The 12,762-nt window shown below is 50.6% G+C and carries 14 protein-coding genes and 2 tRNA genes; 8 read left to right on the top strand and 8 right to left on the bottom strand.

The genetic code is table 11. The annotated features are described in order from the left end of the window. The first annotated feature begins 172 nt into the window (after positions 1 to 172). Together JK231_RS03135 and dkgB are read left to right on the top strand one after the other, a co-directional pair. Positions 173 to 249 (top strand) — tRNA-Asp (locus tag JK231_RS03135). A gap of 169 nt (positions 250 to 418) precedes the next feature. Beyond that, complete coding sequence (dkgB, locus tag JK231_RS03140; RefSeq protein WP_211727987.1) at positions 419 to 1,222, top strand: 2,5-didehydrogluconate reductase DkgB; 804 nt, start codon at positions 419 to 421, stop codon at positions 1,220 to 1,222. Between the two features lie 12 nt (positions 1,223 to 1,234). Here dkgB and yafC read toward each other — a convergent pair whose 3' ends face one another. Further along, a complete protein-coding gene (yafC, locus tag JK231_RS03145) occupies positions 1,235 to 2,143 on the bottom strand; it encodes a DNA-binding transcriptional regulator YafC (RefSeq protein WP_211727988.1) in 909 nt (302 codons plus the stop codon). 100 nt (positions 2,144 to 2,243) lie between these two features. Here yafC and JK231_RS03150 point away from each other — a divergent pair, with 100 nt between their 5' ends. Continuing rightward, positions 2,244 to 3,422, top strand: a complete 1,179-nt coding sequence (locus JK231_RS03150; protein ID WP_211727989.1) for an MFS transporter — start codon at positions 2,244 to 2,246, stop codon at positions 3,420 to 3,422. Positions 3,423 to 3,570: 148 nt separating this feature from the next. Beyond that, positions 3,571 to 4,371, top strand: coding sequence for an endonuclease/exonuclease/phosphatase family protein (locus JK231_RS03155; protein ID WP_058961574.1), 801 nt, complete (start codon positions 3,571 to 3,573; stop codon positions 4,369 to 4,371). Here the strand turns inward: JK231_RS03155 and JK231_RS03160 are convergent. The 5 genes from JK231_RS03160 to gloB all read right to left on the bottom strand — a co-directional run bounded on the left by JK231_RS03160 (position 4,368) and on the right by gloB (position 8,885). Next, positions 4,368 to 5,063 (bottom strand): cyclase family protein, encoded by a 696-nt coding sequence (locus JK231_RS03160; protein ID WP_211727990.1) that lies wholly within the window; start codon positions 5,061 to 5,063, stop codon positions 4,368 to 4,370. The two genes, JK231_RS03155 and JK231_RS03160, sit on opposite strands and share 4 nt — an antisense overlap. A gap of 7 nt (positions 5,064 to 5,070) precedes the next feature. After that, positions 5,071 to 5,457: an MFS transporter gene (locus tag JK231_RS25450; protein ID WP_249221612.1), complete on the bottom strand. Its 387-nt coding sequence runs from the start codon at positions 5,455 to 5,457 to the stop codon at positions 5,071 to 5,073. After that, on the bottom strand, positions 5,415 to 6,389 hold the full coding sequence (locus tag JK231_RS03165; RefSeq protein WP_249221613.1) for an MFS transporter: 975 nt from the start codon (positions 6,387 to 6,389) through the stop codon (positions 5,415 to 5,417). The genes JK231_RS25450 and JK231_RS03165 overlap by 43 nt, the downstream gene beginning before the upstream one ends. 298 nt (positions 6,390 to 6,687) lie before the next feature. Continuing rightward, complete coding sequence (mltD, locus tag JK231_RS03170; protein ID WP_034825415.1) at positions 6,688 to 8,058, bottom strand: murein transglycosylase D; 1,371 nt, start codon at positions 8,056 to 8,058, stop codon at positions 6,688 to 6,690. Between the two features lie 71 nt (positions 8,059 to 8,129). Then, entirely contained in the window at positions 8,130 to 8,885 is a 756-nt protein-coding gene (gene gloB, locus JK231_RS03175) for a hydroxyacylglutathione hydrolase (protein ID WP_211727991.1), read from the bottom strand. 40 nt (positions 8,886 to 8,925) lie between these two features. On the opposite strand from gloB, the gene JK231_RS03180 reads away from it, so the two are divergent. Continuing rightward, a complete protein-coding gene (locus tag JK231_RS03180) occupies positions 8,926 to 9,660 on the top strand; it encodes a class I SAM-dependent methyltransferase (RefSeq protein WP_097117577.1) in 735 nt (244 codons plus the stop codon). Here JK231_RS03180 and rnhA read toward each other — a convergent pair. After that, positions 9,645 to 10,112 carry a ribonuclease HI gene (gene rnhA / locus JK231_RS03185; RefSeq protein ID WP_034825410.1) on the bottom strand — a complete coding sequence of 156 codons (468 nt, stop codon included), beginning with the start codon at positions 10,110 to 10,112 and terminating at the stop codon, positions 9,645 to 9,647. The genes JK231_RS03180 and rnhA overlap by 16 nt on opposite strands. A gap of 53 nt (positions 10,113 to 10,165) precedes the next feature. Here rnhA and dnaQ point away from each other — a divergent pair, with 53 nt between their 5' ends. From dnaQ to JK231_RS03195, 3 genes are all read left to right on the top strand, one after another. Further along, entirely contained in the window at positions 10,166 to 10,897 is a 732-nt protein-coding gene (gene dnaQ / locus JK231_RS03190) for a DNA polymerase III subunit epsilon (protein ID WP_034825408.1), read from the top strand. Between the two features lie 15 nt (positions 10,898 to 10,912). Then, positions 10,913 to 11,041, top strand: a complete 129-nt coding sequence (locus JK231_RS25640) for a hypothetical protein (protein WP_255464768.1) — start codon at positions 10,913 to 10,915, stop codon at positions 11,039 to 11,041. Then, positions 11,032 to 11,108 (top strand) — tRNA-Asp (locus JK231_RS03195). The genes JK231_RS25640 and JK231_RS03195 overlap by 10 nt, the downstream gene beginning before the upstream one ends. Before the next feature lie 79 nt (positions 11,109 to 11,187). On the opposite strand, the gene JK231_RS03200 is transcribed toward JK231_RS03195, so the two are convergent. Beyond that, entirely contained in the window at positions 11,188 to 12,681 is a 1,494-nt protein-coding gene (locus JK231_RS03200) for an NCS1 family nucleobase:cation symporter-1 (RefSeq protein WP_034825407.1), read from the bottom strand. Positions 12,682 to 12,762: the final 81 nt, after the last annotated feature.

A 12,762-nucleotide genomic window follows, 5' to 3' on the forward strand; every position in this document is an offset into this window, starting at 1 on the left:
CAGAAGTGAAACGCCGTAGCGCCGATGGTAGTGTGGGGTCTCCCCATGCGAGAGTAGGGAACTGCCAGGCATCAAATTAAGACTCATTCGTGAGTCGTGACCTTTCAGGTGACACTGAAAGGGCGAAACACCCGAAGTCAGAACGGTTTTCTGATTTTGGTACAGAATCGGTGGAGCGGTAGTTCAGTTGGTTAGAATACCTGCCTGTCACGCAGGGGGTCGCGGGTTCGAGCCCCGTCCGTTCCGCCACTTAATTGAATAGCCCTGACTTAATAAGTCAGGGCTTTTTCATGTGCAAAATTCAGTGTTAATTATTGATTTAAACGCAATATTCTTCTGCTTATAAGCGGATTTTTCGTCAACAATAAAGCTGCCAAAATACTTCCCATCGCAATAATCCACAAACGATGAGGAAATCATGACAATCCCAGCCTTTGGTTTAGGCACTTTTCGCCTGCAAGATGATGTTGTAATCCATTCCGTGAAAACGGCACTGGAACTCGGATACCGTGCGGTCGATACTGCCCAAATCTATGAAAATGAAGCCGCTGTTGGTCAGGCTATTGCTGAAAGTGGCATAGCTCGTCATCAACTCTTTATTACTACCAAGATCTGGATCGAAAACCTATCGGCTGAAAAGCTAATACCGAGTTTGCAGCAAAGTCTGTCAAAACTGCGCACCAATTATGTTGATCTTACATTGATCCACTGGCCTTCACCCGGCGCAGTAGTATCGGTAAAAGAGAGTATGCAGGCATTAATGGCTGCGAAAGAAGCAGGGCTGACGCGTCAAATCGGCATTTCAAACTTCCCGATTGCGTTGATGAAAGAGGCCATTGCTGCGGTTGGCATTGAAAACATCGCCACTAACCAGATTGAACTCCATCCGTTCCTGCAAAACCGCGAAGTTGTTGAATTTGCTAAGCAGCAAGGATTGCATATCACGTCTTACATGACACTGGCTTATGGAGAGGCACTAAGGGATGCGACCATCCAGTCGATTGCGCACAAACATCAGGCGACACCGGCACAAATCGTTCTGGCGTGGGCGATGCAATCTGGCTTCAGCGTGATCCCTTCTTCAACTAAGCGCGATAATCTGGCCAGCAATATGGATGCTGCTAACTTAATGCTTGATGCGGAGGATATGAAAAGCATCTCATCACTGGATCGCCAGCAGCGGTTGGTTAGCCCTGAAGGGTTGGCTCCGGACTGGGATTAAGTGACGAAATATTCAGTCCTGCATTCGCCAGGGCTGTTGCTTAACCCACTCACTGAGAAAGTCGATAAAAGCACGTGCTCGTTGGCTAACGCCCAGATCGCTGTAATAGACCGCGTTGAACGGCATCGCTACGGGTACTCGCTGTTGTGCCAACACCTCAATAAATGTCCCATCCGCGATTTCACTGTCTACCATATAATCGGACAAACAAGCGATACCTTGATCATCGAGACAAAGTTGTTTAATAGTTTCACCGCTGTTTGAGGACATTCCCGGCACGATGTCATAAAGGTCATGACCATTCTCAGACACAGGCCAACGGTTCAGGCGCAGCGGTTCTACAAATCCAAGGCATTCATGATTTATCAAATCCGATGTAGAGAGGGGGACACCCCTTTTCGCCAGATAAGCCGGAGTTGCTACCAATTTGCGATAGCTGATAAACAGCAAACGTGCTCGTAAGGTCGAATCCGTCAGGTTGCCTGCGCGAATAGCTACATCGACTTTACGTTCAATCAGATTGATAAAGCTCTCCGACGAGATAAGCGACAGGGTGACGTCGGGGTAGCGCTCACGGAAGGGTTTAATCATCGGCAGAATCAAATGCAGAATGACCGGCGTGGCAGCGTCTATGCGCAGAAGACCTTGCGGAGCCTGCTGACGTTCCATGAGCTCATTTTCAGCGGTCGACATCTCCTGCATAAGTTTCTGAACGCGTTTAAAGTAGTCCTCACCTTCCTGAGTGAGCGCGAGCTGACGCGTGGTGCGCGTGAGTAATGCCACTCCAAGTTTATTCTCCAGCTTTTTAACTGTACGGCTCACCGCCGAATTCGCCATCTGCAGTTGTTCCGCCGCACGGCTAAAACTACCGCTTTCGACCACAGCAATAAAAACTTTCAACTCATCCGACGATGCTTTCATTATGCTCCCCGAGGCAAAAGTCTATTCTCACTTTGCATCTTTTTGTCATTAAAGCATGAGTCGATAATGGCGCCCATCAAAACATACATGGGAGTCAATCATGCCACTTGCACTCTGGGCGCTGACTATCAGCGCCTTCGCTATCGGAACCACTGAGTTCGTGATCGTAGGCTTAATCCCTACGATTGCGGAACAACTTAACATCACGCTACCTTCAGCAGGTATGTTGGTCTCAATTTACGCCCTTGGTGTCGCCGTGGGGGCGCCAGTGCTTACTGCTTTAACCGGCAAAGTGCCGCGCAAGCCACTGCTGATAGGGCTGATGGTGCTTTTTACGGTGGGCAACCTGGTCGCCTGGTTGGCACCGAACTATGAGACGTTGGTCGTTGCTCGCTTGCTAACGGGACTCGCGCACGGTGTATTCTTCTCGGTCGGTTCAACGATTGCGACCAGTCTGGTGAGTAAGGAGAAGGCTGCAAGTGCCATCGCCATCATGTTTGGCGGTCTGACGGTGGCATTGGTAACCGGAGTGCCCTTGGGTACACTGATTGGTCAGCACTTTGGGTGGCGTGAAAGTTTCCTCGCAGTTTCCATGTTGGGTGTGATTGCTTTAGTCAGCAGCATGGTACTGATACCACGTAATATTGCGCAGCCACCTGTTACTACTCTGGCGCAGCAAGCGCGCGTCATGGTGAATCCACGCCTGCTATTAATTTATGCCATCACCGCGCTGGGCTACGGTGGTGTGTTTACTGCCTTTACTTTCCTGGCGCCGATGATGCAGTCATTAGCCGGTTTTTCCCCGACAGCGGTCAGTATCATTCTGCTGGGGTATGGTATCTCTGTAGCCATCGGCAATATCTGGGGCGGCAAGTTGGCCGATCGTCACGGGGCTGTACCCGCGTTAACGCTGATCTTTAGCACATTGGCGGTATTGCTGTTGATATTCCAGTTTACGGCTAATACACACTTTATGGCGCTGGCAACGGTGCTGGTAATGGGGATTTTTGCCTTCGCTAACGTACCGGGCCTGCAGGTCTATGTGGTGCAGAAGGCTGAGTCCTATGCGCCTGGTGCAGTTGATGTGGCGTCAGGACTGAATATCGCGGCGTTTAACATCGGGATTGCACTAGGGTCATTGGTTGGTGGTCATATTGTCGAACACTACGGTCTGGCTCAAACCCCTTGGGTTGGCGCTGTCATTGTTTTTATCGCGCTATTGCTGGTAAGACTGAGCGGTCAGCTCGACAAACCCCGTACTGCATTTGCCACGGAATAATGAGGTCAACAACCCGCTAAAGGGCGGGTTGTTACCGTAATATGCTGTGAAGCTAATTCCGACAATTAACAACGCCAATTGAAACCCTGTCCTAAAATCCCTATAACTGTCAGGTGAAGTTGTAGTCGTAAATCAGCCAGGCGGGAAAGTGCGAAAGAAAACATATGCAATGCGTTATACAGCGGGTCAGCCTGCAGAGCGGATATTTCCGCCTGGGGCGATGTTGCATCTGGGACAGGCGCTGCCGCCTGGTGCACCGTTACCTGCGGATCCTGCATTGCGGGTTTTAGTCTGGAATATCTTCAAGCAGCAGCGGGCAGATTGGATGTCCGTACTGCAGGGTTTCGGTAAAGATGCTCACCTGGTTTTACTTCAGGAAGCACAAACCACCCCTGAGTTGGTCAAATTCGCTACCAGTAACTACCTGGCGGCCGATCAGGTGCCTGCCTTCGTCTTACCCCAACATCCCTCCGGCGTGATGACGCTGGCTTCTGCGCATCCTGTGTATTGTTGTCCATTGCGTGAACGCGAACCTTTGTTACGCCTGGCTAAGTCGGCGCTGGTGACGGCCTATCCACTGCCGACCGGCGAAATGCTGATGGTGGTCAATATCCACGCGGTGAATTTCAGCCTTGGCGTGGATGTCTACAGCAAGCAACTTGGTCCGATTGGCGAACAGATTCAACATCATCGCGGACCGGTGATCATGGCCGGCGATTTCAATGCCTGGAGCCGTCAGCGCATGAACGCGCTGTATCGCTTTGCCGCAGAGATGGCATTACACGAAGTGAATTTCACGGATGACCATCGGCGTAAAGCGTTTGGCCGTCCGTTAGATTTTGTCTTCTACCGTGATATGAAAGTTAGCGAGGCTTCTGTGCTGGTCACGCGCGCTTCTGATCACAATCCACTGTTAGTCGAGTTCACGCCAACAGCGCTTGCCCGCTAAGTCTCAATGAACGCAATCGCCCGCACCGGCGAGGCTGACCCGCGCTCAATTCGAAGTGGTAGTGCAAGAAAGCAAAAGTGCGCAGGCAACATCTCTAAGTTGGCCAGATTTTCGATAATAAGATTATCGTTACCCAGTACAGCTAAATGCGCGGGATTTTCTGCATTGCCAAAGGCATCAAGCGAGAGGGCATCGGTGCCAAATACCTTTACACCTTTTGCAATCAGATAAGCAGCAGCTTCTGCAGAAAGCCCCGGCCAATCCTGCAGAAATGCGCTGTGATCGGGTTTAAGAGCCCATTTTTCATGCCAGCCTGTGCGAAAAATGACGATGTCATCAGCCTCAATTGCGCCAAAGTCCCTTTCCCAAAGTTGAATATCCTTAACACCAAAAGTGTGGCTGGGCGCAATATGTCGCATATCCAGCAGCAGGCCCCGGCCCATTAACTGGCATACATCAATGTTTTCAATTGTCTTGCCACCTTCAATAAAGTGTGAGGGAGCATCGACATGGGTCCCGCAATGATCCCCCATGATTATCTGGCAGTTATAATTTCCATCGCCGGTTGAATAAGTTTCATTATCCGCACGGATAAATTTCGGGTGTGTCGGCCATACGGGCATGCTGGTTTGATGTAAATGACTCAGTTCTACTATTTTGCTGCTGCGAATCTGTTTCCAGAGAGCTGTCATGTCATCCTCACTTATTCACATTTACCGTTTCTTTGAGCAGGGCAAGGGGAATGCAAGAAAGCAGCAGCATCCCGACGATTACGGCATAGTGCACGCTGAAACCCCACGTATGGATAATCCAGCCGCTAACAGGGGCGACCAGAATGCCAGCGATACCCACCGCCAAACCAATCATCAATCCAAGGCTCGAAGCTGCTGCATGAGGTGAAGGTTCAATCAGCAGCGCATACGCAACAGGATAGGGCGAATTGCGGAACAGCCCCCAAAAAATCAGGATCCCCCAGGCAAGTGCAACAGAATGAATAAAAATGCAGAGCGAACAGGCAAGGATCCAGCCCGCGATAATGATCGTCAGAGATGTCTTACGCCCGCGTTTATCCGAAAAACTGCCCAAACGATCTGACCAATCCAGCCGGTGATGCCCGAAGCACCCGAAATGATGGCGGCGGTGGATAGGTCCAAACCGACCTCACGTGTGAGTTGGAGGGTTAAGAAGTTTGCAATCCCCATTTCAGCCCAGATAAAACCAAAGACCAGTGCAATCGCAATCAGGCAATTACGGTTTTTAAGGCAGCTAAAGGAATTTTTCAGGCTGGATTTCTGCGGTTTGGCTTCGATCGGGCGAGTCAATTTGTGTTCGTCGATCCAATTAAAGACGCGTTGATGATTTTTTTTGGTTCCTATAATCAACTGCAATACCACGATGATTAATCCGATCAAAGGGATAAACAGAAATGCATGGCGCCAATCACCAAACATTAAAATCGCTGCAATTAAAATCGGACCAATGAATTGCCGAAGCGGAAAACCGGTGTGATGTACGCCAATGGCGAAACCTCGATTTTCTTTTTGCCACCACTCGCCGAGCAATGCCACATTAATTGGCTCTGAGCCGCCGGTACCCATCCCCATAAAAACACGCAGCGCCTGAAATGCCCCCAGCGATTTGCAAAATGCTGTAGCAACACCAGATATGATCTCCACCAAAACTGCCAGGCACCAGCTATAGGAGCGGCGATAACCGCTACCGATATAATCGGAAAGCAGGCCAAATAGCACCGCACCTGATAACGTACCGAAGAAGCTTAGCGAGTTAATCCACCCAGCCTGCACTTCACTAAGATTGAAATCCTTCATTATTGCCGGCAATAGGGTGGGTAAGATGATACGGTCTATCGAGTTCATCAAGATAGCAAGTGTCGTGATGACCAGCATGGCCCATGATAAAGAATGGGCACGTGGTAACCAGCGTGGTGTTGTCGTGTTCGTTTGCTGCCCTGAAGCATTACCTGCTTCCTTAAGCTGTTCGTTAAGGCTATCGCTCATTCTCAACCCTTATCCTACCGATGGTTTATCAAATCACTGAACTTACGGTTCAGCGATAGAGTGAATGCACGCCATGTAACATTTAAATTACGAATGCGGCGCCTTTCGTTAACACCATCGGTTGGCTTCTACCATACAAGTTGCTCCAGGTGGATATTTGACCAACATCACGTCTAAGGGTTTTTAATCGGGATAAAAGTCTTCAGAAGGGGAATGAGGAGAGAGATAACAGGTTGCCACGACCTCGTTGAGGTAATAAAAATGAAAAAGGCTGACAAAAGTCAGCCTTTTCGACGCATTAGGTATCAGGTGTTGCGCTATTCTTCACAAACAGCGTGAGCTTATCGCCCGGCTGAATGTCTTTAGCATCACTGTTCCAGCGCATAACATCCTGGGTGTTCACACCATGACGTTTTGCAATACTGGCAAAAGAATCACCCTTACGTACACGGTAGGTGATGCTGTTGCCGTTATCCGCCAACTGCGTTGCTTTACCGCCCACCGTCAATTTCTGACCGATGCGAACGGAAGCGCTACGCAAGTTGTTCTGCTGTTTCAGTGCACTGACGCTGACGCCAAGCTTGTTAGCAATTGCTGACAAGGTGTCGCCTTTGCGTACCGTGTAGTTGTTTCCTGCTGCACTGACTTTCGCCATTTCAACAGGCTGCACGGATGCAATGTCACCGGATGCCAGTGAATTGCGCAGTTTAGCAACGTTGGACTTAGGCACCATAATATAGTGCGGTCCGTTTGGCGCAGTGGTGCCATTTTTATAACCGGCGTTGAAGCTCTTCAACTTGTTGAGCGACATGCCGGCCATATCTGCAGCCTGCGTCAGTTCAATTTGCTGTCCCACTTCCACACGTGCTAAAGCACGGCTTTCGTTCGGGGTCGGCAATTTGATACCGTACTGCTTGTTGTTCTTGAGGATTTCACTCAAGGCCAACATCTTAGGTACATAGACCGTGGTTTCGCGTGGTAACGATAAATGCCAGAAATCAGTCGGCTTGCCGCGCGCCTTATTCTGTTTTATCGCTTTCAGCACGCGTCCTTCACCGCTGTTATAGGCGGCCACTGTTAACAACCAGTCACCGTCAAACATACCGTTCAGACGCTGCATCATATCCAGCGCAACTTTGGTCGAGGCCACCACATCGCGGCGTCCGTCATACCATTGGTTCTGTTTCAAACCATAGTTTTTGCCCGTTTGTGCAACAATCTGCCAGATGCCAGCGGCATTCGCAGAAGATGTTGCATGTGGGTCAAAAGCGCTCTCCACTATGGGTAGCAGTACCAGTTCCATCGGCATTTTACGTTTCTGTATCTGCTCGACAATCCAGTACATGTACGGCTCTGCCCGTAATGTTACATCGTGGAGATAGCTCTTATTTTTTAAAAACTTTGTTTTTTGTTCGCGGATCCGGGGGTTTTCCGGAATCCCCATCTTCAACTCGTCACTAATGTGATTCCAGAGATCGGTATCTTCTGCGAGGCTTGTTCCATCATCCTGCCAGCGCTGCGATAATAATTGATCTCCGTACTTTCCATTTTCACCTTGACCAGCTGAAGACAGGCTCTGTGCATGCTGTACGGGGATATTGGCGTCATTCCTTGATGCCTGACATCCTACCAGCAAGACCGAGGCGAGTAAGATCGCTTTAGCCTTCATGTGTGTGTCAATAGTTCGCTTAAAAGACGAGCAACTATACGTTAGGGGTACACACAACACAACCTTAAATATCAAAAACGGTCTTTCTTCTCGCGTAGATCAGCGAAAGTTTGCCATAACGGGGAGGAAGCAACATTAGTCCCCAAAGCCTTTTGTAAATCAGCATCTTGCGTACGGAGAAATAAATTTATATCCCGCTCAAGTGCCAGTTTTGTTGGCAAAGTAATGCGATTTTCTGCACGTAAGTCCTTAATTTGCTGATACCTTGCCAAAATTTTCGGGTCATGAGGCAGAATAGCCGCAGCAAACTTCATATTGGATAATGTGTACTCATGAGCGCAGCAAATCAAGGTGTCCGCAGGGAGTTGGTTAAGCTTTTGAAATGAATCAAACATTTGTTCTGCTGTGCCTTCAAATAATCTTCCACAGCCGCCAGAAAACATCGTGTCACCACAGAAAAGATAAGGTGAACTGAAATATGAGATATGTCCTAAAGTGTGTCCGGGTGTTGCGATGACACGGAAATCTAGCCCAAGCAGGGTAAATTCATCATTCTCAGAGACGATGTGTTTTGCCCCCTTATCCGCGGTTTCCTCTGGTCCGTAAACCGCGATATCGGGATAGTGTTGCAATAATTCGGCGACACCGCCGACATGATCGTGATGATGATGCGTGAGTAAAATGGCCACCGGTTGCCACTTGTTGACTCTGATTTTATCCAGCACCGGTTGAGCCTCGCCGGGATCGACGATCAGACAGTTTTTATCATCGTCCGTCAGTGTCCAGATGTAGTTATCCTGCAACGCGGGAATACTGGTAAGATTCATAAACACCTCTCAGGTCGTAGAAAAAGGATGATGGTAGAGCATGAAGCCAGCGAAAACACGCCAGGTTCTGACTGCGCCGCGCTCCTGGCGCGATATGCCATGGGGCGATTATTTTCGCGATGCACTCACGCAGCAGTTGCAGCCTTACCTTGGAAAGCTGTATGGCTTTCATATGCTTAAACTTGGCAGCCTCAGCGCAGAAATCAATACCCGTCAGTGTGCCATATCGCATCAGGTAAATGTGGGCATTGAGGGCGATGACTTGCAGGTGATCGCCAATACCACGCAATTACCTTTTGAAGCGAAATCGATTGATGCTTGTTTGATGGCGCATACCCTGGCATGGAGTCAGGATCCCCATCGCGTGTTACGAGAAGTGGATCGCGTCCTGATTGACGATGGTTGGATGATTATCAGCGGGTTCAACCCGTTCAGTCTGCTGGGGATCAGCAAAGGTATCCCGGGTTTGCACGCCCGTGCGCCATGGAGCGGACGCATGTTCAGCCAGGTACGCTTGCTCGACTGGCTCAGCCTGCTCAACTATGAAGTGGTCTATCGCACCCGTTTTCAAGTGGTGCCGTGGCATCGGCAGGGCGGCAAAGTAATCAGTGCGCACCTGCCCGCGCTGGGATGTCTGAACATTGTGGTGGCACGCAAACGAACATTCCCATTAACGCCCACCAAAGCGAAGAAGAGCTTAAACAAAGCGCAGGTCAGACAAACGGTGAATGCCACCCGGCAATTTCGTGCAGTGAAGGATCAGGATTCGACCTGATAGCCGACATCATCCTGCGTCGGATGACCGGCTGCGCTGCGTGCCAGTTCGTCGCAGCGCTCGTTTTCCGGGTGACCGGCGTGGCCTTTTACCCATTCCCACTTTATTTCATGGTGGCTGAGCGCGAGATCGAGCCGCTTCCAGAGATCGACATTTTTCACCGGCTTTTTATCGGCCGTTTTCCAGCCGCGCTTTTTCCAGTTATGGATCCAACTGGTGATGCCCTGGCGCACATACTGACTGTCGGTGCTGAGCACCACTTCGCAGGGCTGCGTTAGCGCCTCTAACGCCACAATCGCCGCCATCATTTCCATGCGGTTGTTGGTCGTGAGTCGATAACCGGCGCTGAACTCTTTTTCATGTGGGCCATAACGTAAAATGGCACCGTAACCGCCGGGGCCGGGATTGCCCAGGCAGGATCCATCGGTGAATATTTCTACCTGTTTGCGCATCTCTGGTAGACTTCCTTCTGACAAAACGCCAAGTCTGACATAAAACGAGTCCTATGAGCACTGCAAATAACCGCCAGATCGTCCTCGATACCGAAACCACCGGCATGAACATGATCGGTGTGCACTATGAAGGACATCGCATCATTGAAATCGGTGCGGTTGAGGTGATTAACCGTCGCCTGACCGGCAACAACTTCCATATGTATCTCAAGCCCGATCGGCTGGTGGATCCGGAAGCTTTCGGCGTTCACGGTATTGCCGATGAGTTTCTTGCCGATAAGCCGATGTTTGCAGACATCGCCGATGAATTCCTCGAATACATCCGTGGTGCAGAGCTGGTGATCCATAACGCGTCGTTCGATATCGGCTTTATGGATTATGAGTTTGGCATGCTTAAGCGCGGTATCGGCAAAACCGACACCTTCTGTCAGGTGACAGATAGCCTGGCGATGGCGCGTAAAATGTATCCAGGCAAGCGCAATAGCCTCGATGCACTGTGTAATCGCTACGAAATCGACAACAGCAAACGTACGCTGCACGGCGCATTGCTCGATGCCGAAATTCTGGCTGAAGTGTTCCTGATGATGACGGGCGGCCAAACTTCGCTGGCTTTCTCGGCGGAAGGCGATCAGAGCAGCCAAAATACCGGCGATAACATTCAGCGCATCGTGCGTCCGAGTTCAGGATTACGCGTGGTCAACGCCAGCGATGATGAGATTATCGCACATGAAAGCCGTCTGGATTTAGTGTTGAAGAAGGGCGGAAGCTGCCTGTGGCGGGCCTGAATGGGCTGATTTTGCGTGGAAAAGCAACGTAAAGCTGAAAAAATCGGCAAACGATTCATTCCCTCAGAAAAAGCATTGACGGTTCATAAGGCTGCCATTAATATTCGCCTCGTTCTCGACGGGGAACAAAGCGCGGAGCGGTAGTTCAGTTGGTTAGAATACCTGCCTGTCACGCAGGGGGTCGCGGGTTCGAGCCCCGTCCGTTCCGCCAATCATTAAAGAAGCCGATGCAGAAATGCATCGGCTTTTTGCTTTTTCAGGCTGGCATCGGCGCCAACCTGATCACCAGATCAATCCTTCTGCACCGCCACTTCCTGACGATAGGTGCCCACTGAGACTTCACGATCGGCGCGAGCCAGCCAGCGATAGCAACCTGCACCTAATGCCACACCAATAAACCAGCTGAAGTTTGCCACGGCATGCAGTGACGGAATAAAGCTGATCACCAGGCAAATACCTACCGACGGCAGCAGTGCGGCAATCGCTTTTGGGTTAAAGCCCCCGCGATACCAGTAGCGTCCTTTTGGTGTGTCATCAAACAGGTCGTCAACGTAAACCTTGCTGCGCTTAATCAGATAGAAATCGGCCACCAAAATGCCAAACAGCGGGCCGATAAAGGAGCCCAGCACATCCAGCGTGTAATGAATCAACTCCGGTGACTGGAACAGATTCCATGGCGTCAGCAGAACAGAACCCACTGCGGCAATCATTCCACCGGTACGGAAACTGATTTTCTGCGGTGAGCAATTTGAGAAGTCGAAAGCCGGGGAAACAAAGTTCGCCACGATGTTGATGCCGATAGTGGCGATAATCATGGTGAGTAAACCAATCGCGACGGCGACATCATTGCCAACCATGCTCACGGTCTCAATGGGATCGGTAATCATGCGGCCGAACAGCGATTGGGTACCTGACACGATCACCACGGTGACAATCGAGAACAGCAGGAAGTTAAACGGCAGGCCCCAGCGGTTCCCCCGGCGGATTTCCCCCATGCTTTTACCGTAGCGAGAGAAGTCACCAAAGTTGAGTAATGGGCCAGAGAAGTAAGAGACCACTAATGCGGTGGCGGTGATCATCTGCCAGGTTTGCTCACCAGTGCTTAACTGCTTGCTGGCCAGCGTAAAGGAGATACCGTCAAAGCCGGTTTTGTATACAATCCAGCCCGCTAGCGCCACCATCACCACGTAGACAGCCGGACCCGCCACATCGATAAAGCGTTTAATCGCGCTCATGCCGTGCCAGAACACCATCGCCTGCAGGAACCACATCACGCCGAAGCAGCACCAGCCCAGTTGAGACAACCCCAGCCAGCTGCTTTGCGTCATCCCGCTTAATGAAGGGAAGAACTTCAGCAGTACCAGCATCAGCGCATTAGCCGCTAAATAGGTTTGAATGCCATACCAGGCGAAAGCGATCAGGCCGCGAATCACCGCGGGGATATTGGCACCGAACACGCCGAATGCCTGACGTGAAATCACCGCGTAAGGCACGCCCGCCATCTGGCTCGGTTTGGCGACGAGATTGGCACACAACTGTACGATGCAGATACCTACCAGCAGACAAAGCAGCACCTGCCAGCTCGCCAGTCCCAACGTAAAGAAGCTGGCGGCGACCACATAGCCACCCATGCTGTGCACATCCGACATCCAGAAAGAGAAAATGTTATACCACGACCAGTTCTGGTCGCGCGTGGGCGCCAGATCTTCATTACACAGGCGTGGACTGTAGTGGGCGTTGGCGCCAGAGGCCACCCCGGAGGTCACTTCAGAATGATTTGGCATGAAACCTGCTCCTCTAACAACATGGGAAAAATAATCACAGCGTGAAACGGTATTGCAGGATCCAGGCCAGAATTGATTTCT

This window comes from Pantoea sp. JGM49, from assembly GCF_018257655.1.
Classification (GTDB): domain Bacteria; phylum Pseudomonadota; class Gammaproteobacteria; order Enterobacterales; family Enterobacteriaceae; genus Pantoea; species Pantoea communis.